The sequence below is a fragment of the Sphingobium cyanobacteriorum genome (assembly GCF_030580935.1).
GTDB lineage: Bacteria > Pseudomonadota > Alphaproteobacteria > Sphingomonadales > Sphingomonadaceae > Sphingobium > Sphingobium cyanobacteriorum.
Genome location: NZ_JAUQOM010000003.1, coordinates 49,519 through 72,025, shown reverse-complemented (window position 1 = coordinate 72,025; position 22,507 = coordinate 49,519). Strand labels below are relative to the sequence as shown.

Below are 22,507 nucleotides of genomic sequence, written 5' to 3'. Positions count from 1 at the left end.
GATCAGCTCCCACGAAGAATGTTTGCGCCTGCCAGCATCTCGTCTTCGCCACTTGTCGCAAAGCGAATGCTATCCATTAGCGCGACAACATCGCGAAGGTTGTCTATTTCGTTCGTTTTGAGCGCCTCGCTGCCGAGCACGACAAGTCTGGCGTGCTCATGCCCGTCAGAGAAAAGGTGACTCGCGCTGGCGAGCCATTTGAAACGCTCGACGACGAACCAATCCTGACGCCAAAGGATGGCAAAGTTTTTGCCGCGCAGCTCGTCAAGGTGGGCTTCAAAATCGGCGGAATTGCTGTCGATCGAGCGCTGCGCTGTGCGGGTGAGATTGTCGAAAACAGTCGCCTCGGTCGGCCGTGCGAACTCTCTGATGTATGTGTTAAAATGCGCAACCAGCCGATCGAGCTCAATCTGACGGATGATTTTGAGGTGATCCTTGCGGGCCAATGCCAGCAATCGTTTCGCTTCTTGAACCTTGTCCAAGGCCTGCTTTGCAACTTCAGGATCCGTTTCGCCCGCATGGACCATGTCCGCTTGGTCAAGCTTTTCACGCGCCTGGTCGAGCCGTGGATCATCGACGTGCGCCTCGATCTCCTCCAATCGGCTTCGGGCGGCCGAGGACTGTTCCTCCACCAGTTGGGCCGCCTTGGAATAGTCAATCTGCCCTTCTTGGCGAGAATAGAAGTTTCGGCCCGAGTGGAACGATCCGCCGATGGACGGCACGGAGACCTCGAGAATGATATTGCCCGAATCCAGCACTTCATACTCGCAGATGAGATCCGCGCCGGCAGCGATCACCCCGTCCTCGATATCGGAACCACTGATTTTCAGCGTACCGATTGGACGATTGTCGTGAACGGGATCCTGGATGTCTCCCTCCCAGAGTTTGATCCGGATAGCTCCTGGGCTCCCCGCCTTGAGGGATTCTGCGGCCTTGTAGGTCTTCTTTCCCTTCTTGGGCAGTTGGTCACCTTCTTTGACCAAGTAATCAATCGCCGATTTACCGCCAATCCTGTCCAGGACTTCGACAAAAACGGAGTGGGATGCGGGTATGGCATCGATGCTCGCTGCCGTCCGGGAAATTGTAATCTTGTCCTCGGCAAGCCTGATCGCTCCACCAGCACCATCGAAAACGAAAACCTTGAAGACGTTTTCTCCCGGCTTCAGGAGCGAAACCTCGACCGAAGCTCCATTTCGCAATGCGATCCGCCCTGAGGACCAGCCCGTGTCGAGGCTATCAATCTGAAATTCGCTTCCAGGGTTTGGTTCGCCACCGAGATTAATAAGAACCTTCGCTTTGGAATCCGGGGTGCGCGCGATGTAATTGAGGGACACATCCAGCGCCCCTCCAGCGCTAATGGAACCGCGCGAACTTTTCCGACCACGACTTTGCGACGCCCAGTCGATCGATTCAGCAAACACTGCTGCACCTTCGGCCACGGCCGTCATCGGATTGACATCCGTCGAGGCAGCAATCCCAAGTTCGAACGCTACCTTGTCACGCAGGGGGCGGTAATGCGTCGGCCCACCAACAAAGACGATTCGCTCGACATCGTGAGGGCCCAGGCCGGCCTTTTCCAAGGTCTCCCTTGTAGCTTGTATAGACTCATCGAGCTTCGCTGCGATCAAAGCGTTGAACTGGTCGCGGCTTATCTCAATGTCGAGATAGATGTCCTCGCCCGAACGATCCCGGACTCCCAAGAGGGAGTCATCCAGACTGATGACAGCGTCGTCGCGTTGTGAAAGTTCAATTTTGGCCTTCTCGGCGGCCCATTCGCTGATGCGTTTCAGCTTCTGAAACTGAGGAAATTCATTGAGATTCTCAGGAAGGTCGAAATGCTCGAGCAGCCAAGGCTTGATCACATTGTCGAACAGCATCCTATCAAAGTCCCGCCCGCCGCACATAGCGATGCCGCCATGCGCGAGCAGACTCACACGGCCAGCAGTGCTCTCCGCAATGGCAATGTCCAAGGTGCCGCCGCCAAGGTCGTAGATCAGGAAAATGCCGTCGCTCTTTCGCAACCGCATCACGCTCATGACCGCAGCTACCGGCTCTTGCATGAGGGCTACACGACCTATGCCGGCGCCAATGGCCGCCGCCATCGTAGCATCTTTCTGCATCTGATTGAACGCGGCCGGCACCGTGATGACGGCGCCGGTCTCCTCGTCATTCCGAATTTCCTCGGGCAGATAGGAGTAGAGCACCCTGAGCACCTCGGTCGAGCACTCCTCCGGCGTCATCACGAGATCGACGGCGGCCAACTTGATCGGGGTACTCGTGCCCATGTGCCGCTTGAACAGCGTCGCGACATTCTCGGGATTCCGGGCAGAATCATTATATGCCCTCGCTCCCACATATTTCTTCCCGCGCTTATCCATAAAAATTGCGGATGGCGTTACATCGTGCTGTTCCGGGCTCTTATAGAGACGGACATTTTCACCGTCGAAAGAGCAGATTGCACTGTTGGTGGTTCCGAGATCGATGCCAACGTATTTCACAGATTCACCTTGCCGACCATCACGGTTCCCTGGCGCTTCAAACCTTCCGGACCCATGATAATGGGCTCAATCATCTGACTTATGATCAACTTATCTTCCGCATCGAAGTCAGCAATATTCAAAGCGGTCGCGGCCATCCCCTGATCGAAGACCTGACCTTCCACGTTTACAAGCTTCATATCCAGGCGCTCCAGATTCTCTTCGATGCGCTTTTGAAAATACCGCAGCTGATTGACATACCGATTGGCTTCGCCCGCATCCAACTTGGAGATGACCCGAGAAAACAGCCGCGAAAATCGCCAACCCTCGACTGCCATGTCGATCACCGACTGCTCGTAACCAGAAAAGTCATCTTCCATAGAACCACTCATCAGGACCTCTTAAAGCCGACATGTAGCATCAATTCGCATTATTTTTCTGTTATTCCCGTGCCGTTTAGGCTAACAATCTGGTGATCGTCCAGAAGCGTCGCAGTAGGGCAGTTTACGGCGCGCGAAATATCCCCAGCCGCCGAGCGACAACGGCCTGGTCCTCAGACGTTCTCAGGAGACGCTTGGCCCTGTCATGGGCAAATTCATCCACCTCGAGAATGACGAACGCGTAGCCGTGCTTCGGCAACAAATCGCGGCGGCGCTCGTCATATCGCCTGCGTTGCTCTCCGCGGGGCACTACGGAAACCGTCGGCTTGTCATCAAAAAATCCGACGCGTTCGCGATGCTGGCGCTCATGATATTCCACGACAAGGTTGAGACCCGGATAAAAACCATCGACAGGCAAAGGCTTCCGGCACCCGCGCCGATCGGGATCTCCGGTCAGAAACGGAAAGCAATGCTGGCGGACGGCCTTCAATTCGAGAAACTCGTCGCAGAGATCGAGAATATAGTGCTCGTCGCGTCCCGAAGCCCTCGGATCGGCGCGTGCAGGCTTCATGGCCGACCGCAGGTTGAAGCCCCCTCCGCCAAGCCGGGCCATGACCATTTCCATGTCCTTATGCTGACTACTCCCGCGCAGGACCTCCCAACGGCCATTGTGCGGATGCCAACCCAAGCCAGCAGCGCGGAGGGCCGCGCGAAAACGCTTTGGATCAATTCCGCTCGCGATCGCCATATCGACGGCGGTGATAAGCTGGCTTGGAACCGTCATGGTCTACTACTGCCCTGAGGTGCCAAGCAGTCGCTGTTTGGCAGCCTGAAATTCCGCTTCGCTCAGGGCACCGCTATTCTTGAGATCGACCAGCTTTCTCAACTCGTCGGCGATTGACGCCGCTTGCGCAGGCTGGGATACCCCTGCTCCGGCAAGCTCGCGCTGCGGCGGAGGCAGATACTTGACGGAACCATTGCACTGGCTCGTGACAAAGTCGAAGTCCCGCGCTTCGCCCATGTCCACGAACTGGACAAAACCGTTAGCGTCAAGGACGACCACAAACGACGTGCTGCCGGTATAGCCTCCCATGCGATTGCGAGCATTGATCGAGCCGCAGGTCCAGTAACCTTCGACACGCTTCGACAGGATCGGCTTCCAGGTCCCATAGGTAAAGCCATAGGGCCACTCGATCCGCGCAGAATCCGGATCGATCAGCCTCGCGCGAAGCGAAGCCTCGGAATTGCGTCGAAACAAGGCCCAATCAGGGGCCGATGCCTCGAACATGCGCTCGCCCCCAGGCCAAGACCGTGTCACAGCGACCAGCTCCTGAAAACGTGCAATTCCCAGCCCCTGGGTAATGAGGCTCTCGCTCGCGCGCAGTCGCCGGATGACGTCGGATCGCATCGACGGCGCCCACCGCGCATCTTCGACCAGCGACTGCATGGCCTCGAAGGTAAATTGCGCAAGATTATACCGCCCGGGATTGCGTGAGAGGGCGGCGCACTGGACCTTGATCGTGGCGCCATAGGTCCCGAGATCATCGCGTTGCCCAAAGGCGGAGACGCATTCGTCGAACTTGCCATTGGCAGCAAGGTTGAGGCCGCTCATCAAAGCTTCCGTGGCGGGGCGAGCGTTCGAGCAGCTCACATCCACATCCATGGGCTGCCCACCCCGCTCGACGCGCACCGGGATCACTGCCGTCGGGCCAGTCCCGCGCAAGACTGCAATGATGTCTTCGGCCCGCTTGCCAGATACGTCCACACGATTGATTGAGATGAGATGGTCTCCCGGTTTGAGAGCAGAGCCCGAGAAAGTGCGCGTCACGAGACCGCCTTCCCCGACAAAGGCTCCCATCGAACACCGATCTCTGGGCTCGCCCTGGCCCTGAAGCTGGGCGGTTGAGGCCTTGGCCTGATTGCGAAACGCATCCTTGTCCTGGGCATAGGCGATGGACGGCAGAGTCAGCGCGCTCGATACGATGACGGCGAATGCCCGAAGGCGCGAATGCTTCATAGTCCCCCTACTTTCTAATGATATGCAGCGCGAATGCCCGATGCCCATTCAGGCAAGCCCGCGGACCATTGCTCCCTCGATGCCAGCCCAATCCTGCTCGTGTGATCCGGAATTGTTCGGCATGCCTACCTTGGTCAAACAGCCCTTCGGATAGGTATAGCTGTCGATTCGTCGTTCCGGCTCCTCGCACCAAGCAATGTTCACGGCCCAGAATTTCGGGAAGAAATAGAGACTCGAATAGGGCAGGTGATCGTGGATCCACCAGGCAAGCTTTCGCCAATCCCCCTCTGCCTGGAATGCGTCCCAGAATGCCGGGATCACGACGCAGGCCGTGGCCCCCATCCGGCCTTTGGCATCGCGTCGATCCCAAATATGCCCGCCGAAATTGGCTTCGTTCGAAGCACAATTGTACCCGCTCTTCCCCGCCGCTTGCATCTCGTTGCCCAGCCCGTTCACTTCGCACGAGCGAAACGCGGAGCGGACGGCGATGCGACCGAACCTATCCTGCAAAGGCTCGAGCAGTTCCTCGCAAAGCCTGGTTCCTGCAGCGATCGCCAGATCAGGGTCGTCGGGCACGTTGCTCAGGCCATGTACCGCTGCAATGTCGGAGAACAGGAAATCGCGCATGAAGAACGACTTCGACAACCGAACGCGGCCGAAATCAGCGAGCGCAGCAACAGAATCGGGTTTTCTCATGTTTCTGCCCTAACGTCGCGCTGCGTCAAAAGCGGTCGTAGGCATGCGCTGGCCGCCTCCAGTCGCTCCCGCATAACCGCTTGGAGCGCGTCGGGGCCTTCGATCACAACCTCCCCGCCCCATGTAAAAAGATGCTCGGCAATTTCTCGGAGACCGCCAGCCCTGAACCTTACGATTAGGCCGTCAGCCATTTCTTCCAGCTCCTGAGCGGGATGGAAGCGCCATTGCCTTGCGCGTTCGACGGAGGATGGGAGTACGCGCAACACGACTGCGTGATCTTCCTCCCGCCAGATGCCAAAGCTCTGTGACAGCCACCGGTCGAGGTCCCAGTCTTCTGGAGGCAGTCCCGACGTGTTGGCCGCACGCACGTTTTTCATCCGATCCAGACGGAAGGGCACAGGGTCGGCATCTCGATCGGGCATTTTGCCGATCAAGTATGTGATCGGACCATGCACAAGGCCAAAGGGTATCACGCGGCGCCATCGTGAGATATCAGCCCCGTCAGCGCGATAATCGAATTCCACACATTGCCCTGCCATGATGGCGCCCTGGATAGCGGCCAGATTTTCCGGGTCGGCGACGACGGCCGGCCCGGCGGGAACCCTGCTGCGCTGAAGGCGGACCAAGGCTTCCAGGTCCGGATCGACCCTTCGCTTCTCGCGATCATCCAATGCAGCTTTTGTCTTGTCGAGCAGGCTGGAGAGCAGTGCTGCCTGAGGTGCCATCTCGCGATTGCGAGCGTCGGCTTCAGCCTGGAGTGCCGCGATCTCGGCAGCCGTGGGACGCGTGTACACCCGCCTCAGCGCGTCTCGAATGCGAAACCGTTTGGTTCGTCCATCGCTGTCCTCGACGACATCGAAATGAAGCGCGATCACGTCGCGCAAGCGCTCGGCGGTTCGCCTGGTAACCCCAAGCCCGGCAGCCATCTCGTCCAGGGTCAGGCCTTCCCCGCTGTCGCACAGCATATGAACGAGCTTCAGCGTGCGATCGAGCTTGGCCATCCTCGGGGTCACTGTGTTTCCCCCTGCAGTTCGAAGGGCCCTACCGGCAGGAACAGCAGAGGACTGCTGTCCTCGGATCGCGACGCTTCCAGCCAGTCGCGTCCGGAGATCTCCTGCCTTGCCAATTCTTCCAGCGTCTCCACGCTGGCGGCCGCGGCGAGTTCGCGTTCGCGCACTGATTTGACGATCGTGCGAAAGTCTTCGGTTCGCCGATCCATTCGCTCTTGCCACTGCGGCGTAGCCGCCAGGTCAGCCTCTGGCTCAGCGGCGAGGGCTAACCGGGCGAGCCGCACGGGCTCGCCAAGTGCAAGAAGCGTATGGGTACGAGCCGTCGCAGCCTGACGCGCCATGTCATCCTGGCCGGCGGCCAACCTCGCGGTGATGCGAAGTCCCGAGGCCAATGCGTATGCATCCGCGAAGGGTTCGCCACAAAGACGATCACCGGCATCGCCAAGGTCACGGGCACGGCGTTCGAAGCTGTCTGCGAGAAAGTGGGAATCACGGGCAATAGCCATCCATTCGGTGTTGGTGGCAGATGGTAGCCACGCTTCCTCGACCTGGTCGGCCAGAGTGCGAAGCCGCGTGAAATCTTCCGCAATTCGCTCGGTTCGCAAACCCTCAATCCCTCGTGCAATTGCTGCTAGACCGGGAAGGATGGCATCGACCTTCTGCTCAACGCGTGCGATCCGACGAGCAAGCAGGGCGGTTCCCGCAATCGACACCCCAATCGATATGCCGCTCAATGCAAGGTTGGCGACCTGCAGCGACTGAACCACCGCGATCGCAGCCTTGATCTGTTCGTTCTGGACGACGCTCACAGCCTCGAACGCCAACTGGGGCAACGCCAGGGGGCCGGAGCTCAGCAACGAAGAGAGCGCCGAGGTCTCTTGCAAATGCCCGACGATCCTTCCCGAGGTGACGGACTGGATGATGGAGCCGGAGACGCGGTATTCGCCCGAGGCAACACCGGCCAGAAGGTGACCGGGGATCTCGCGCAGCAGCGTGTTGGCAAGCGAGCCGATCATAGGGACTTCGCTCGCTTGGCGGCTCGGTTAAATTCGGTCGCGAGTTGCTGCAGGATTGCAGGAGACTGTTCGCTTCCGTCGATCAGCGAGGCGACGATGAACCCTCGCACCCGCTTTCGCAGACGGACTAACGTGCGATCGCGTATCTTAGCTGTGTTGAAAACGCCGGTAGCAAGACCCAATCCGGCAAGGGCACCGCCACCCAGCACCACCGGCCAACTTATTGCTGTGGTGGTCACCAACCCGAGCCACGCCGTTGTGGTCGTCACGGCTGCGAATGGAAGGGCAGCAGCGGTAGCCACCCCCGCGGCCAACGGAACCGCGGCCGCCGCGACATCCCTTGCCCCCTCGAAGGCACCTTCCGGTTCCTCCTCGTGCTCTGGCCCCCGCACCCAAACGGCCTGCTCCTCAACCAGTTCAAGGAGAGCCGTGTTCGCCTCGTCGAGGATCTCGATGGCGACGGGTTCCGCCACCGACCGCACCATTGGCGCAATACGCTCCTGGATGAAGGTCGCTTGGTTGAACAGCCCGTCCTTCAGACTGACCTTGGCGATCTCTTCTTCGGCAGACACGATTAGGTCGGCCGCAACTTGATTTAGCGTTCTCGCAGCGACAAGGGCGTAATTGGACGCCCACTCGTCGATCCGTTGACCGGCAAAGACTCGGTTAAACAATCCCATGAATATCTCCGCCGCCCCTCGGTCGAATCTGAAACTGCTGCAAAGACCTTGCTCTACACCTTCTACGACAGAACCGGTCGCAGCAAGCGTGGAGTAGATCATAAGGTGACCGCGATGTCTTGCATCCGATCATCAAAACGCTTGTATAGACTGAGCTCGACGGGGGCTGCGAATAGTCACTAGCTTCATGATTCTTTTCGCCAAGTGGGCGTCAACAGATCGTGCAGGCTGCTGACTCCTTGCAAGAGGGAAATGGATTGTGACTGCCGCATCGCGCTCAACTATCGTGTGCCACGGAAGACATGCCATGCGCTGCGAGCGTCTGCACGCTGCACGCGATCGGCATCATGGCACCCAGATCATGTCCTTCGAGCAGGCAGCTGTGCGGTTGGCCGGAGGCTTCATCAAGCCAATTGACGACGAAACGCTTCGTTCGACGTTGCAGTCAGTGCTTCCCAATACGCCGCTCGGTGAGTTGGAAAACATCAAGTCACTCCCCGGTATGGTCAACGCTGCGGCCGATACTCTTCACAAGGTTTGGCGGGCTGGGATCGACCTTTCCGCACGCGCAGGAGACCATCCCAGGCTAGAGGCGCTGGCCCACCTCGAAGCTGCTGTTTTGGCCGAACTTCCCGCGGGAATGCTAAGGCCAATGGATATCGTCGCCTGCGCGCGGAGCCGGATTCATCATTCTCAGAAGGTGCTCGGCGCCCTGACCGTTGAGGGATTGACCGAGCTATCGCCGTGCTGGCGCCCATTGCTGATCGAGCTCGCGACCGAGATTCCCGTGACGTGGAGTGCCGGGCCGCGCCGGATTCCGGCCTGGTTGGTGGGATCCGCGATAAAGGTAGTTGAAGTTCCGGCCCAGCATCCCGAGGTCAGAGTCGCAAGCGCCGCCTCGGGTCTCCACGAGGCTATCGAGGCGTTGCGCTGGGTACGATCCCTTCTGGCATCCGGCGATGTCGCCCCGCACGAAATCGCAATCGCAGCGGCTTCGACTGCTGAATATGACGATCATTTCCTGGCGCTGCGGTCTGATGCGAACATCGACCTGCACTTTGTCCATGGCGTTCCGACAGTCACGACCCGCGATGGTCAGGCCGCTGCGGCATTGGCCGACATTCTCGTTCGCGGCCTTTCGCAGACCCGTATACGGCGCCTCGCCGCACTCTGTTCTGATGGGGCCGCGTTCTCAGCCCTGCCCGAAGGTTGGCTGCGCGTCTTGCCGACTGATGCGCCAATGGCGACGTCCGCTGCGTGGAACCGGCTGTTGTCGGGTCTCGCAGCCGAAGATTGGCCGGATGGAAGCGACCATTCACCTGCTCTGAAGTTCGCGATCGAACTGCTCGCGAAAGGAGCCGACGCTGCCGATGAAATCGGCCCGGCCTTTCTTTCAGGCCGCGCGCTCGCGATTTGGCGCAAGGCACTCATGGCCGGCCCGGCCGCATCGATTGACACTTCGCTGGAAAACCTGAAGCAGGATGACGGCCTCGACTCCTGCGTCTCGGTTGCGTGGATGCCAGCAAGTGCCCTTGCCGCCTCACCGCGCCGGTTTGTCCGGCTAATTGGCCTGAATTCCTCGCGTTGGCCGCGTGGCATTTCTGAAGACCGCTTGATCCCCGATCACATCATCCCAACCCATGTGCTCGATCCACTTCCGATCAACCAGGCGGATAGGCGCGATTTCGAGACTATTATGGCAACGACATCCGGCCAGCTCGTACTTTCTCGTGCCCGCCGCGACAGCGATGGCCGGCTCCTCGGACGTAGTCCGCTGCTCGCCGGACTTGGCACCGAGATGTATCTTCGTCGCAATGCGGTTCCGCTTCATGCTTTCAGCGAGACCGATCGGTTGATGGCAAGAACGCAAGAGTTTGGCACCAATCCCCAAGCGGTCAGCGCCTTGGCCTGCTGGCGAGATTGGAAGCGAGAGGAGATTACCGCCCACGATGGTAAGGTGCGGCCAGACCATCCCCTGATTCAAGCCGTTCTTGGTCGAACGCAGTCGGCCAGTTCGCTGCGACGCTTGCTTCGCAACCCCCTCGGCTTTGTCTGGGTTTATGGACTCCACTGGAGCGCCCCTAACGCAGGGGCCGAACCGTTGGTACTCGATCCCTTGGAAATGGGCGACCTTGTCCACATGGTACTCGACTTCGCGCTTCAGAGCATCGAGGCCGCGGGCGGCCTCGGCGGCGCAACCGCGCAAGTCATCGACGAGCTGGTCTATAATGCCGCAGCCCGAGTGGCGGCCGATTGGGAAAGTGAACGTCCGGTGCCGCCGGCGATCATCTGGACGCGCACGCTCTCAGATGCTCGAGTGACCGCAAGCAATGCGCTGTCCTATGGCAATCAGGAACTGGCGGGAGCGCAAAGCTATGCCGAGGTGCCGTTCGGTGGTTCTACGCCGAAATCGGACGGGGCCATTCCTTGGGATCCAAGCAGAAGGGTCGAAATTCCTGGCGCAGGGTTTGCGATCAAGGGCTACATCGACCGCCTCGACATTCTCGACGATGGCAAGCGCGCCATTGTGCGAGACTATAAAACGGGACGCGCACCAAGGTCAGCCATTCGCCTCAACGGGGGCAAAGAGCTGCAGCGCTGTCTCTATGGCTTCGCCGTTAAATCCTTGCTGGGCGAGGATGTAAGCATAACAGCTTCACTGTTGTATCCCCGGGAGAACCTAGACCTCCAGCTCGACGATCCGGACGCCGTCTTGTCCGAGGTCGCCGGCTATCTCGTCGCCGCCCGGTCAAACCTGCAATCGGGGCTGGCGATTCCTGGCCCCGATACCGGCGATGATTACGACGATCTCGCCTTCGCCCTGCCCGCAAACGCCGGCCCAACCTACTGCAAACGCAAGCGTCCAATCGCGGCAGCAATGCTCGGCGATGCGGCTCAGGTGTGGGAGGCGGAGTGATGACGACCATGTCTGCTCAACTGAAGGACGACGGTGCCCGCTTCGATGCAATTGGTCGGCATACCCGCTCGATCCTTGTCGAGGCCGGCGCAGGCTCGGGAAAAACCGCGGTAATGGCGGGGCGTATCGCCGTAATGCTCGCGGAGGGAACCTCTCCGCGCGCCATCGCGGCGGTGACATTTACCGAACTTGCGGCAAGCGAATTGGTGTCGCGGGTCAGGGAGTTTGTCGCCGAGTTGAGCGAAGGCCGGATCGCGCCAGAGCTGAAAGTCGCGCTTCCCGATGGCCTCAGCGATGCCCAGCGCAACAATCTCGTTACCGCGAGCGCGGCGATCGATGAAGTCACCTGCTCCACGATTCACGGCTTCTGCCAGCGCCTCATCAAGCCCTACCCGGCTGAGGCAGACATCGATCCTGGCGCGACGGTCATGGATCGGAATCTGGCTGACCTTGCGTTTCTCGAAATCGTTGATGGCTGGCTGCGAGAGCGGCTATCCGGTGAGCACGGCGGCATCATTGCCGAAATGGTGCTCTACAATCCGAAGAGCACGGTCGAGCTGCTTCACAAGATCGCGGCCAATTTGCGGAGTAGGCGAACTCTCAAGGCACCAGCGCCCTCCCCGTTTGCTCCACTCATGGATGAATTCCAACAGGCGGCCACGGCCTTGGGCGACTTCATCGACAATGCTTCGGCCCACGAGCCCGAGACGGCCACCTATGCAGCAGGCTTCGCACAGATGGCAGAAGCGGTAGCCGCGGTTGCCGAACCCCAATCACCCGCGGGCCTTGTTCAGTTGCTGGTTGCGCGCCCCCATCCGGACGTTTGCACCAAGACCGGTGGATTTGCCGCTTATCGCAAGAAAGGGAAGTGGGTCGAAGCGGCGAAGCAGGCCGGTTTGTCCAAAGCCGATGGTGAGCAGCTCAACATCGCCGCTGACGATCTCTACGCGAAATGCTGCGCGACGTGGGCTGCGATGCAGCAGGCGATTGCCGGCCACGTTCTGGCTGCGCTTGTCTCAGAAGCCGCTCCAATCCTCGAGCGTTACCGCAATTACAAGCGTTCCAGCGCGCAGCTCGATTTCGACGATCTGATCTATGCCGCGCGTGACCTGTTGCGCAGTCATGAGGCGGTACGCCAGGCGCTGGGCAAGCGTTTTGCCCACGTCCTCGTCGATGAGTTCCAGGACACCGATCCGCTCCAGACCGAGATCTTCTGGCGGCTGTGCGGTGATCCGCAGCATGACGGCGACGATTGGGCGGCTTTCCGAATCCGTCCTGGCGCGCTGTTTCTCGTGGGCGATCCGAAGCAGGCGATCTACCGCTTTCGCGGCGCCGACGTCGGTGCCTACGTACAGGCTCGCAGCGCGTTCATCGCGCACGGTCAGGACAGCTTGCTTTCCATCTCGACCAACTTCCGGTCGTGCGCTTCCATTCTGACTTTCGTCAACGCGCGCTTCGAAGCGGTACTGTCTGCCGATGGTCAGCCGGGCTTCACGGCCCTCGATGCCTTCCACTCCGATCCCGCCGAAGGCATTTGCGTAGCCGCCCTCGACGTCGCGGTTGCAGGCGAGGATGGTAAAGCGAAGGTGGAGCAGCAACGAGACGGTGAAGCCGAAGCTGTTGCCGACCTTTGCGCCCGGCTGATCGGCGGGCAGGAAATTGTCGACCGCCGGACAGGTACTCCGCGCGTCTGCCAACCGGGGGACATCGCCTTGCTCGCGCCGACAGGCGCCGAACTTTGGCGATACGAAGAAGCTTTGGAACGCCGCGGTATCCCGGTTGCGACCCAAGCCGGGAAAGGGCTCTTCCGTCGTCAGGAAATCCAGGATTTGATCGCGGTCACTCGTGTCCTTGCTGATCGTCGCGACACCTTGGCGCTGGGCGCACTGCTCCGTGGGCCATTGGTCGGCCTTACGGATGAAGAATTGCTCGATATTGTCTGGGCGCTCCCGCGCAATGAGAGCGAACCCGACCGTATCCCGCGTCTGACCCTGTCAGTCGATGCTGACACCGTCACGCACGATCTGGCGCGCGCGGTCCTGGTGAAACTCCAAGCTCTTGCGCGGCGCGCAAACAGCACCACGCCGCATGAGCTCCTGTCACAGGCCATTGATGTCCTGCGCATCAGGCCCATTCTCGTCGAGCGCCATCGCGGTCAGGCGGAACGCGCGCTCGCCAATGTCGACCTCTACCTCAATCTCGCGACCGCATATGCGGTGCGCGGCCTGCGGTCATTTTCTGAGGCGATGACGACTGCGTGGGAGGATGAGGCCCGAGCCGTCGAAGGTCGGCCCGACGCGCAAGAGGAAGCCATTTCGCTGTTCACGATGCACGCGGCGAAGGGCCTCGAATGGCCTATTGTCATTCCAATCAACACCATGACGGGCGTCATGGGTCCCGATAGCGCGGTGACAGATCGCCAGTCGGACACATTCTATTGCCCGATCTTCGGCGTGCCCCCCGAGGGCCATGAAGCGGCGATCGAGGCTGAGAAGCTGGAGCTGGATCGGGAACGGATACGTCTGTGGTACGTGGCGGCCACGCGGGCACGGCAATTGCTGATTCTTCCTCGTCTTGATGTCTCACCATCGAAGTCGGCATGGATAAGCCTGCTCGACCTTTCGCTTGCCGAGCTTCCATCCATCGATCCCGGCGAATTGCCAGAGCGCGTGCCATCACCAGCAGAGGAAGCGGGCAATACGCAGACGCGAGAGACATTCGCGGCGGAAGCTGACCAAATCTTGCGGCGAAAGGTGCAGCTGACCTGGCTCACCCCAAGCCGCAGCGAAGAGATCTCCGGCCCCGTCATCGTCGCGGAGGAACCAGATCTCTGGACAGATGCCGAAGACCAGCAGCAGCAGGAACTCCCGCCGAAGCTCGCTATTCAAGGCAGCCGCGAACGGGGCCTGATCCTCCACAAGTTGATGGAAGAGGTTCTGACGGGCGAAACTTTCGACAACCTCGGTTCGCTGACCGAGCGAGCGAAGGAATTGATCGTTCAGTTCGGCCGAACTGCGGTTAGCGATCCCGCGACGGGCCTATCCGCCGAAGAGCTGGCGAGTTGCATCGACAAGACACTCAGACTTGATCCGATTGCCGCAGTACGCGGCGAGCTGATAGCCGAATTCCCGGTGTTTGCGTGCCACACCACGGACGGGCATGAATATGCAACCTCCGGAATTGCTGACGCCCTCACCCTGACGCCCGAGGGCAAGCCGGGTACGATTGTGGATTGGAAGAGCGATGTAGCGCCCGATGCCGCGTCGCTCGAGCACTACAGAGGTCAGGTGCAGGCCTATCTCGACATGACTGGTGCCGAACGGGGCATGATCGTCCTGATGACGAGGGGTGAGATCATCGAGGTCTCACCATCCAGCGTCGGAGCGTCGCCGTGATGAGGTGGAGGATCTGACCTCTCTGCCCCGCCCCACCAAGCACGTCCCGAAGATGCATTCATGTCTTATCTCGCCTGGATTGATTTTGACCCCGAAGAGCGTCGCCGCGCTCAAACCCTGATCGACCTGTTCAAACAGCCTGAGGCGCGCGACGAACTCGGCCTCGGCACGGTTCGTGACGGACTGGCCGATCTGCTCTTTCCCGGTACCAGCACAATCCAGACGCGGCTGCGCTACATGCTTTTCATCCCGTGGATCTATCTGGAGGCGCAGGGGCGCAAGGCTACACAGGCAGAACGTATTGTAATCGCTCGTGATCTGGAATTCCAGTTGAGCGAAGCGCTGCTACGGGGAGGAGAGACGATCGGGGTGATCGGTCGAGACGCGGGCCAAAACCTCAAGCGCCTTGCATCAAGCGTCTATTGGGCCGGCCTGAACACTTTGGGGATCCGAACATTGGCGGGAAGCCATTCGACATTCATGTCCTATGGACCGGAGAGCTTGAAGGACCACGATCTCAAACTTTGGTCGTCGAACCTGCCAAAGCCGCCCGCAGATTTCTTGGTCGAAACGTGTTTTGCCTTAACTGAAGGCGAAGCCGCCTTTCTGCGGGACCGCATCGAAAGTCATGCAGGCGCAAGTCTGCTCAATGAGCTGGCTCGCAAGGGCAAAACGTTCACGGAGGATTGGCCTTGGCAGGTCAGCGAAGACACAATCTCAGACGCCAATCGTGCGATACTGCGCCACGCTGAACGATTTTCCGGCGTCATGTACGGAGCAAGCCTGTTCTATAATCTCCTGCTGGCACTTCGTGCTGCAGATCGGCCAAATGCCAAGAAACATGCCGATGCGGGCAGCTTGGCGGCTGACTATCGCTCACGCCTAGAGGTTTGGAAGGCGGAGCTCGATCACCTGGCGTTGGGCGACTGGGATCTCGACGACCTTTTTGGGCTGATTGGCAGGACTAGCCACAACCTCACCAAGTCATCGCGGGATTTCATTCGGGGGTGGGTAACAATCGCCCGAGATGGCACTGGTCCGGTTGAGGCTGATCACCACGCCATAGAACTGCTCAAGCAGCGGGAGCATGGGCTGAAACGCATGAAGGCACGGCTCCTTCACGATGCGCCGCTTGAACGCTGGTCAGGGGCTTCTGGGGACGCGCGGCTCGATTTCAGATGGGGCATCGCCAGCCGCTATCTCGGGGAGCTTGCCGATGCCGGTTGACCCCGCCTTCGACCCTGAAAATCGCGAACTATACACGTCGCTCATGCGCTCGCCGGACGGCTATAAGTTCGACCACGCCGTAGCTACCACCTATTCGCTCGATTTCGAAACCGCCCTCGCGATCCCGATCGCCATCGTATTTCGCGATGCGGAGAATCGCGACGAGATGCTGCGCAGCCCCCTGGCTCTGTTGCAAAGCGTCGAACGGATGGCGGGCCGGATGGCCATTTACTGCGATCGGGGCCGCATCAAGGAGGCGCGCCCGAATGCAGCGCGCCTGATGGCCCTCTATGAGAAAACCATTACCGAAGTTGCGGCGCCGGGAGGCGGAGCGTTTCATCCTAAATTGTGGTGCATTCGCTTCCAACCGGAACGCAAGGGCATGCCCATCCGCATGCGGCTGGCGATTCTTTCGCGTAACCTGACCAATGATCGGTGCTGGGATTTGGCGCTTTGCCTCGATGGCACGGTCGCCGACGATATTTGCGAAGGTAATGAGCCCGTCGTCGGGCTCTTACGCGCTCTTCCGGGACTGGCGAACGCGGCCAATCGGCCGACGGCGCCAAAGTTTCTCCCGTCACTGCTGCGCGATCTCGCCTGCTGCTGGTGGGACGATCTTCCCGCCGGGGCAACCAAGATCCGCTTCGCCGTCAATGGCCTGGAAGCGGGCGCTTGGACGCCGCAAAAGGGGGAGCGCCTCGCTATCCTGTCCCCCTTTGTAAGCGGGGATGCGCTCAAGCAACTGGCTTCGGGATACGACGATCCCGCATCTTGCCAGCTCGTCGCCCGGGCCGAGGAACTCGACTGCATCAAACCGGCCATCCGCAGTATGTTTGAGATACAAACGCTCGACGAGCGCGCCACCGAATACGAGCAAGAAGATCGCGAGGAGGCATGCTCGGCCGATCTCGAGGGACTTCATGCCAAAGCCTATGTCGTCGAGCGCGGCTCGCGCCTGCATATCCACCTCGGTTCAGCCAATGCGACGACGGCTGCGCTTGTGCCGACGCGCGGAGGACGGACGCAAAACGTAGAGATCATGGCCACGCTCGATGGCCCGAAATCCCGGATGGGAACGATTGAGGATGCGGTGTTCTCGGAAGGATTTCGCCGCCTCCTGGCTCCTTATACACCATCCGAGCCGCCCGACCAGGACGCTGCGGCGGCAGCCGAAAAGGCGCTGGAGAAACTGCGCATCAAAATCGCGGCGCTCGCGCTCGACCTTCATTGCACCCAACTGACGGATACCATCGCGCTGGAGGTCGAGATTGCCGGCAAAGCCCCATCCCTCGATCTACCGGAGGGCATAAGCTGTTTCATGCGCGCAATCACCGTTGCGAACGAACGGGGATACGATGCTGCGGAGTTGCTCTCGAAAGCACAGTCTCGAATGACGCTTGGTTCGGTGCCATTGAGCGATGTCACCCGCTGGTTGGGTATCCGCCTTCGCGACGAGCAGACTGGCGTGGAAGTTGCCTTCACCCTTGGTGCGCGGCTTGTCGGGGTCCCTGATGGGCGCGACGCCGCCGTGCTGCGAGCGCACATTGCGAATGTCGAGAATTTCTTTCGATATTTGAGCTTGCTCCTCGGAAGTCTGGGCGAAGGTAGTTTCCTCGAGAGCGAGGCCGCCGGCGAAGGGCAATGGCTGCGCCGGCTCGGTCAGGGCGGAACATCGCTTCTCGAACCGATGGTCCGTGCTCTAAGTCTCGATGGCGGCGAGCTCGCCGAGATCGATCAGCTCATCAAGCGCCTCGAAGATCCGGATGGCGGCGCGAACATAGTGCCGCCAGAGTTTCTCGCGCTTTGGGCAAGTTTTGCGCCGCTCCTGACCACCAAGGGAGCGCGGCAGTGACCTATCGGGCGAACGACCATCTGGAACTCCTGAAGCCCTTCCAGCGCGCCACGGTCGACTATGTCTTCCAGCGCCTGTTCACGGATACCTCGCCCACGCGTCAGTTCCTTGTTGCCGACGAAGTCGGCTTGGGAAAGACCATGGTTGCGCGCGGCGTTATCGCCAAGACGATCGAACAACTTGCAGGAAAGGTTGACCGGATTGACGTGGTTTACATCTGCTCGAACCAGGCGATAGCCGAGCAAAATATCAAGTCACTCAATGTTATCGGATCAGCAACCAAACCACTGAACACCCGCCTCACGCTCCTGCCGCTTGAGATCGAGCAGGAAGGAGGGATCGCATTCAGGCCCATAAATCTCATCAGCCTGACACCGGGAACGGCGCTCGATCTCAAGTCATCGTTGGGCACGGCAAAAGAGCGCGCTCTCATTTATGAAATGCTGAGAAAAAGGCTCGGCATCCGGCATGGTGGCGTGCAGCGCATTTTTCGCGGCGGAGTTACGCCTGAGAACTGGCCCGGCTGGACAGACTGGATGCGCAGCCAGTCGATTTCGAAGGAGATATCCGAGAAATTCAACGAAGCTATCGGGGATGACTTCATCCAGCGCATTCGCGCGGCATCGGAGCTGGCACGGAACAAGAAAAGTCCGGACTACCCACCCGACCAGCGCCCGGCCTCGATAATCGGGGAACTTCGCCGCATCCTGGCACGGATATGCGTCGACGCACTTACCCCGGATCTCATCATCCTGGACGAGTTCCAGCGGTTTGCCGAATTGCTGCATGAGCACGATGAGAGTCTTGCGCCCGAAAAAGCAGCGGCTGCGGAGCTTGCCCGGGCCCTGTTTTCCTACTCCGGCCCGGATGGTTCGTCGGCACGCCTGCTGTTGCTGTCCGCTACGCCATACCGAATGCTCACCTTGAGCAGCGACGATCCGGAAGAAGGCGATCACTACAGCGATTTCCTGCGAACCATGCGCTTCCTCTTCGGCGACGTGGACGGCGAGGCGCGTGTCAGGGAACTCGAGAATGAGCTCTCGCAATTCCGGCGTGCGTTGCAGGCGATGCCTGCGTCAAGATCCGCCGCGCGTATCCAGCGGGACCGCGTGCATCACATCCTCAGCCAGGTCATAGCCCGGACGGAGCGCGTAGACTCCACTGCGGACCGCAATTCTCTTGTGAGGGAATTGAAGCCCCCGCTGACGATTGCAACGGACGATCTAAGGGAGGCGAAAGCGGTCTCGCAGGTGGCCGAACTCGTCAGTGCGCCTGGCATTGTCGAATATTGGAAGTCGTCGCCGTACCTTCTCAATTTCATGCGTGGGTACAAGCTGCGAGAACGCCTGCAGGCAGTCAAATTGCGGCCGGCCAAGGAGTTGCGCACCGCGATTAGAGCCGCGGCTCCGTACATCATCGACAAGGCACAGGTCGAAAACTTCGCAGAGATTCCACTTCGCAACGGACGAATGCGCGCGCTCGCTGAAACAGCCTTCCAACACGGCCTTGATCGTGCGCTGTGGATCCCGCCTTCCCGTCCTTCATTCGGAGAGCCTGTTCCGGCGACCAAGACGCTGGTCTTCTCGGACTGGTCGATGGTCCCGGACGCGATTGCGGCACTCCTCTCGCACGAGGCGAGCCGGCGCATGAATATGTCACCGGATCTGGTGGGGCGCACAAGCCGTCCAATCGGCGTCGAGGAAATGATGCCGATGTTGTGTCCATCTCCGACCCTTGCCGGTTGGGTGGATCCCTTGCAGTTAGAACAGCGCCACGGACGAGCGACCACTTATGCTGAACTGCTTGTCCAGGTTCGTCAGGTTCTTGGGGAACGCCTCGATCCGGCGTGTCTTTCCCGACTTGCCGAGCGATCCGACCGTCTGCTGCCCCTTACCATCGAGGCCGAACTGGGCCGAGGTGTGGATTGGGGCCGCGTCGGCGCCATCGAGCACGAGGCGCATGACGAACATGGCGCGATGGCACGGACGATCGAAGCGATTGGGCAAGCATTGGCTTCCGACGATCAACACGGCGACCCCGATCCAAGGGACATAGTCGACAAGCTGGCGGAATTTGCGCTCGGCTCGCCTGCGACCTGCGCGCTTCGCGCTCTTGCTCGCCTTTGCCCCGAGTTACAGATCGATGATCCGGCACTTATTGGCGCGGCGATCGTAATCGCCCTTGGGTTTCGTAGCCTGTACAACCAACCGGAGAGCCGCGCTCTACTGAAAGAAGCCTCGCCCCTGAACTATTGGCGCCAGGTCAATGCACACTCGGCGCAACACGATCTTGCCGCGGTGCTGGATGAGTATCTCCATCTCGTCCTGGAAAGTGAACGCGCCGAGCAAGTCGATGCGGTCGAACGAGCACGGCTCATCGCCATGAAGGTGGTCGAGGTTGTCGCACTGCGGCCCGCTCAGATAACGCTGGATCACTGGACGGCCGGCCGAGCGCGATTGCAGGACCAGACTTTCGAAATCCGTGCGCGGTTCGCCATGCGCTTCGCGACCAAAGCCGAAGAGGAAAAGGGCGTTCGCCGAACCACTCTCGTCCAGGCTGCTTTCAAATCGCCATTTCGCCCATTCGTCCTGGCATCCACGTCAATCGGACAGGAGGGCCTTGATTTTCACCCATACTGCTCGCGTATCGTCCACTGGAATCTTCCGCGCAATCCGGTCGACATCGAGCAGCGCGAAGGACGCGTCCATCGCTTTAAAAATCATGCTGTGCGCCGAAATATCGCGGCGGATTTTGGCAATCGCGCTTCAGCGCTTGTGGGCATCGAAGCACCTTGGACCGCAATGTTCAAAGCCGCGGAGGATCTGCAAACTGTCAATGGGTGTGACGGCGATATCGTGCCCTACTGGATCTATCCTGGTGAGGCGAAAATCGAACGTATGGTGCTCATGCTTCCTTTCAGCCGTGAGCTCGAACGCTACGAGAACCTGAAGAAATCGCTCGCGACCTACCGACTTGCCTTTGGGCAGCCACGACAGGACGAACTGATCGAACTTTTCTCGGGGATGAGCGAAGACATCGTGAGCGAGCTGGCCGAGTTTCAGATTTCGCTCAGACCCGTCGCACGCTCAAGGGCATTACCAGATCATTCAACGACGGGATAATTTGGCATTGGCCATTCGTACCCAGGATTATCCATCATCAGGTCAATGAATATGGGCAGCAGGCATCCGAGCAGCGACGCCCCATCCCTCACTTGGTCGCGATTGACATCGCTGTTCCAGGTGGCGCCGCCATGTACCAACTGATTCCTCAGAACATAGAGCCGATCGAACAAGATCGAGAGGATCCGGGCGGTGTCATGATCGCGCAAGGCATGCTTGATCGCGGTTCGGCTGCGTTCAAGCTTCTGCTCCCAATCCGCATTGCCAGCGACCCCATTCTGGTGCTGCCAGAACGGGTGATAGACATAGCGATTGTCCAGCAACAGCCGTATTTCCTGGCTGAACCGCTCCCAAACAGCATCGTAGACCCGATGGCGCGCGTCGAACTTTACCAAGGTCGAGAAGAATGCCTGGAACAGTCCGCGTTCGCCTTCCGGTGCAGAGCTACTGGCTGAAGCCTCAACATCACCGGCATAGGCCGCGTTGAACCCGATCCAGAGAAGAATGAAGCGGACGTCATGGTCCTGATCCTCGGCTTCCGCTCGCCGAAGCCAGGATAGCGCGCGATGAACGCGCAGTGCCAAGGGGGTCTGAAAGCCCTCGCGCAGCGAGCGCTGCTTCTCTTTCAAGGCTTCGGGATGGAGAGAATTGCCAAGGGGGTAACGGTAAACCATTGGCACAGCTTAGCGCTGGAAATCCTAACCGAATAGATCACAGCGACATCAGCTTGGAATTTGGGAGACGGCGCGGATCCATTCATCGATCTCGGCTTCAACCCAAACTGCGCATTTCGGCCCCAGCGATCGCGATCTCGGGAACCGCCCCTCGCTCATACGCTGATAGATGGCGGAGCGGCGCAGTCCGACGCGGGCTATCACTTCCGGCAGGCGCAAAAGCCTCGCCGGCGGCGCTGCTTCGGGCGGTTGAGGCATGTGCATTTCATCTGGTGTTGCATGCGGCATTGTTGATCTCATTTGCTTGGGTTCGGTCCCCTCCGAACTCTCAGGCTACCGCGACAGTGACATCGTGATGTCTCGGCCCACGAAATCATCGATGTGCTTGGCAAGCATTCGTGCCACGAGCTGTGAGGTGCCGTTGGCCCACCGAGGCCGCAGATCCTCAATCCGCCGCCCCAGGGTCCGCTGAAGATGGACTGGGAGGCTGGTGAAGAACTCTTCGAGAAATTCGCCCATCTCGCCATGCATCCACTCGCAAGCGAGCTCTTCTTGCCCGGCAAGAGCAAGGATAATGGTCGCGCGGGGGTGCGCTCCACAGGCGGCGAGCACTAGTGCCGCTTCGTCGAGCCCGATAGGCCGCTCGCCACGCGCTACGCGAAGCAGGGTCTCGCGGTGCATCCCGCATTCACTGGCAATCCTGTGGCGGGGTTTGCCGCCGGCATCGATCGCATGGGCGAGCACGCGAGCCAGACTTTGATTAGCCGGTCTGGCAACGGTGGTTGGATGGTGCATGGCTGTCTCCTTGCATCTGCACTGATGCGATTCGCAGGCATATCGCGAAGCATCCCATGTAGGAAAATGAAAAGAACATACATGGAACATCTCGTTTAGAGGCGAATCAGTTCCTCTATCCGAGTCGTCGCCAAATCCCGGCTGCCGTGACGGCGTTCACCGACACAAAAAGACTGATTTTACGTCCTTATCGTCGATTTTATGCGTTGAGCTGGAAAAGATGCGTCCGCATCCTTCCACCTCCAGACG

At 59.7% G+C, this 22,507-nt stretch carries 16 protein-coding genes; 5 read left to right on the top strand and 11 right to left on the bottom strand.

The features are described from left to right. Positions 1–2: 2 nt before the first annotated feature. From Q4610_RS08775 to Q4610_RS08740, 8 genes are all read right to left on the bottom strand, one after another. On the bottom strand, positions 3–2,498 hold the full coding sequence (locus Q4610_RS08775; RefSeq protein ID WP_304535625.1) for an Hsp70 family protein: 2,496 nt from the start codon (positions 2,496–2,498) through the stop codon (positions 3–5). Then, positions 2,495–2,869 (bottom strand): hypothetical protein, encoded by a 375-nt coding sequence (locus tag Q4610_RS08770; RefSeq protein WP_304535624.1) that lies wholly within the window; start codon positions 2,867–2,869, stop codon positions 2,495–2,497. Before Q4610_RS08770 ends, Q4610_RS08775 begins: the two co-directional genes overlap by 4 nt. 112 nt (positions 2,870–2,981) lie before the next feature. Then, complete coding sequence (locus Q4610_RS08765) at positions 2,982–3,641, bottom strand: hypothetical protein (RefSeq protein ID WP_304535623.1); 660 nt, start codon at positions 3,639–3,641, stop codon at positions 2,982–2,984. A 6-nt stretch (positions 3,642–3,647) separates the two neighbouring features. Next, positions 3,648–4,874 carry an SHOCT domain-containing protein gene (locus Q4610_RS08760; protein WP_304535622.1) on the bottom strand — a complete coding sequence of 409 codons (1,227 nt, stop codon included), beginning with the start codon at positions 4,872–4,874 and terminating at the stop codon, positions 3,648–3,650. 48 nt (positions 4,875–4,922) lie between these two features. Further along, the gene (locus Q4610_RS08755) at positions 4,923–5,570 is read right to left on the bottom strand and encodes a hypothetical protein (RefSeq protein ID WP_304535621.1); all 648 of its coding nucleotides are present in this window, start codon (positions 5,568–5,570) and stop codon (positions 4,923–4,925) included. Continuing rightward, the gene (locus Q4610_RS08750) at positions 5,567–6,571 is read right to left on the bottom strand and encodes a helix-turn-helix transcriptional regulator (RefSeq protein WP_304535620.1); all 1,005 of its coding nucleotides are present in this window, start codon (positions 6,569–6,571) and stop codon (positions 5,567–5,569) included. The genes Q4610_RS08755 and Q4610_RS08750 overlap by 4 nt, the downstream gene beginning before the upstream one ends. A gap of 8 nt (positions 6,572–6,579) precedes the next feature. Continuing rightward, positions 6,580–7,596 (bottom strand): hypothetical protein, encoded by a 1,017-nt coding sequence (locus Q4610_RS08745; protein ID WP_304535619.1) that lies wholly within the window; start codon positions 7,594–7,596, stop codon positions 6,580–6,582. Further along, positions 7,593–8,378, bottom strand: coding sequence for a hypothetical protein (locus Q4610_RS08740; protein ID WP_304535618.1), 786 nt, complete (start codon positions 8,376–8,378; stop codon positions 7,593–7,595). The genes Q4610_RS08745 and Q4610_RS08740 overlap by 4 nt, the downstream gene beginning before the upstream one ends. Before the next feature lie 205 nt (positions 8,379–8,583). Between Q4610_RS08740 and Q4610_RS08735 the strand changes: the two genes are divergently transcribed. From Q4610_RS08735 to Q4610_RS08715, 5 genes are read left to right on the top strand one after another with little or no spacing between them, the layout of a single operon-like run. Further along, the gene (locus Q4610_RS08735; protein WP_304535617.1) at positions 8,584–11,193 is read left to right on the top strand and encodes a PD-(D/E)XK nuclease family protein; all 2,610 of its coding nucleotides are present in this window, start codon (positions 8,584–8,586) and stop codon (positions 11,191–11,193) included. Further along, positions 11,193–14,588, top strand: a complete 3,396-nt coding sequence (locus Q4610_RS08730; protein ID WP_304535616.1) for a UvrD-helicase domain-containing protein — start codon at positions 11,193–11,195, stop codon at positions 14,586–14,588. Before Q4610_RS08735 ends, Q4610_RS08730 begins: the two co-directional genes overlap by 1 nt. 60 nt (positions 14,589–14,648) lie before the next feature. After that, entirely contained in the window at positions 14,649–15,815 is a 1,167-nt protein-coding gene (locus tag Q4610_RS08725) for a DUF6361 family protein (RefSeq protein WP_304535615.1), read from the top strand. Then, positions 15,805–17,667 (top strand): phospholipase D family protein, encoded by a 1,863-nt coding sequence (locus tag Q4610_RS08720; RefSeq protein ID WP_304535614.1) that lies wholly within the window; start codon positions 15,805–15,807, stop codon positions 17,665–17,667. The genes Q4610_RS08725 and Q4610_RS08720 overlap by 11 nt, the downstream gene beginning before the upstream one ends. Then, the gene (locus Q4610_RS08715) at positions 17,664–20,789 is read left to right on the top strand and encodes a C-terminal helicase domain-containing protein (RefSeq protein WP_304535613.1); all 3,126 of its coding nucleotides are present in this window, start codon (positions 17,664–17,666) and stop codon (positions 20,787–20,789) included. Before Q4610_RS08720 ends, Q4610_RS08715 begins: the two co-directional genes overlap by 4 nt. On the opposite strand, the gene Q4610_RS08710 is transcribed toward Q4610_RS08715, so the two are convergent. The 3 genes from Q4610_RS08710 to Q4610_RS08700 are packed head-to-tail and all read right to left on the bottom strand — an operon-like array spanning position 20,771 to position 22,258. After that, a complete protein-coding gene (locus tag Q4610_RS08710) occupies positions 20,771–21,463 on the bottom strand; it encodes a HEPN domain-containing protein (protein ID WP_304535612.1) in 693 nt (230 codons plus the stop codon). The two genes, Q4610_RS08715 and Q4610_RS08710, sit on opposite strands and share 19 nt — an antisense overlap. Before the next feature lie 48 nt (positions 21,464–21,511). Next, on the bottom strand, positions 21,512–21,751 hold the full coding sequence (locus Q4610_RS08705) for an AlpA family phage regulatory protein (RefSeq protein ID WP_237229944.1): 240 nt from the start codon (positions 21,749–21,751) through the stop codon (positions 21,512–21,514). Between the two features lie 45 nt (positions 21,752–21,796). Next, complete coding sequence (locus Q4610_RS08700; RefSeq protein WP_030089677.1) at positions 21,797–22,258, bottom strand: hypothetical protein; 462 nt, start codon at positions 22,256–22,258, stop codon at positions 21,797–21,799. Positions 22,259–22,507: the final 249 nt, after the last annotated feature.

What these genes read in the sequence shown, in the direction of transcription:
- Q4610_RS08770 (WP_304535624.1), bottom strand. Translation starts at nt 2,869, where the DNA reads ATGAGTGGTTCTATGGAAGATGACTTTTCTGGTTACGAGCAGTCGGTG.
- Q4610_RS08765 (WP_304535623.1), bottom strand. Translation starts at nt 3,641, where the DNA reads ATGACGGTTCCAAGCCAGCTTATCACCGCCGTCGATATGGCGATCGCG.
- Q4610_RS08760 (WP_304535622.1), bottom strand. Translation starts at nt 4,874, where the DNA reads ATGAAGCATTCGCGCCTTCGGGCATTCGCCGTCATCGTATCGAGCGCG.
- Q4610_RS08755 (WP_304535621.1), bottom strand. Translation starts at nt 5,570, where the DNA reads ATGAGAAAACCCGATTCTGTTGCTGCGCTCGCTGATTTCGGCCGCGTT.
- Q4610_RS08750 (WP_304535620.1), bottom strand. Translation starts at nt 6,571, where the DNA reads ATGGCCAAGCTCGATCGCACGCTGAAGCTCGTTCATATGCTGTGCGAC.
- Q4610_RS08745 (WP_304535619.1), bottom strand. Translation starts at nt 7,596, where the DNA reads ATGATCGGCTCGCTTGCCAACACGCTGCTGCGCGAGATCCCCGGTCAC.
- Q4610_RS08740 (WP_304535618.1), bottom strand. Translation starts at nt 8,378, where the DNA reads ATGATCTACTCCACGCTTGCTGCGACCGGTTCTGTCGTAGAAGGTGTA.
- Q4610_RS08735 (WP_304535617.1), top strand. Translation starts at nt 8,584, where the DNA reads ATGCGCTGCGAGCGTCTGCACGCTGCACGCGATCGGCATCATGGCACC.
- Q4610_RS08730 (WP_304535616.1), top strand. Translation starts at nt 11,193, where the DNA reads ATGACGACCATGTCTGCTCAACTGAAGGACGACGGTGCCCGCTTCGAT.
- Q4610_RS08725 (WP_304535615.1), top strand. Translation starts at nt 14,649, where the DNA reads ATGTCTTATCTCGCCTGGATTGATTTTGACCCCGAAGAGCGTCGCCGC.
- Q4610_RS08720 (WP_304535614.1), top strand. Translation starts at nt 15,805, where the DNA reads ATGCCGGTTGACCCCGCCTTCGACCCTGAAAATCGCGAACTATACACG.
- Q4610_RS08710 (WP_304535612.1), bottom strand. Translation starts at nt 21,463, where the DNA reads ATGGTTTACCGTTACCCCCTTGGCAATTCTCTCCATCCCGAAGCCTTG.
- Q4610_RS08705 (WP_237229944.1), bottom strand. Translation starts at nt 21,751, where the DNA reads ATGCCGCATGCAACACCAGATGAAATGCACATGCCTCAACCGCCCGAA.
- Q4610_RS08700 (WP_030089677.1), bottom strand. Translation starts at nt 22,258, where the DNA reads ATGCACCATCCAACCACCGTTGCCAGACCGGCTAATCAAAGTCTGGCT.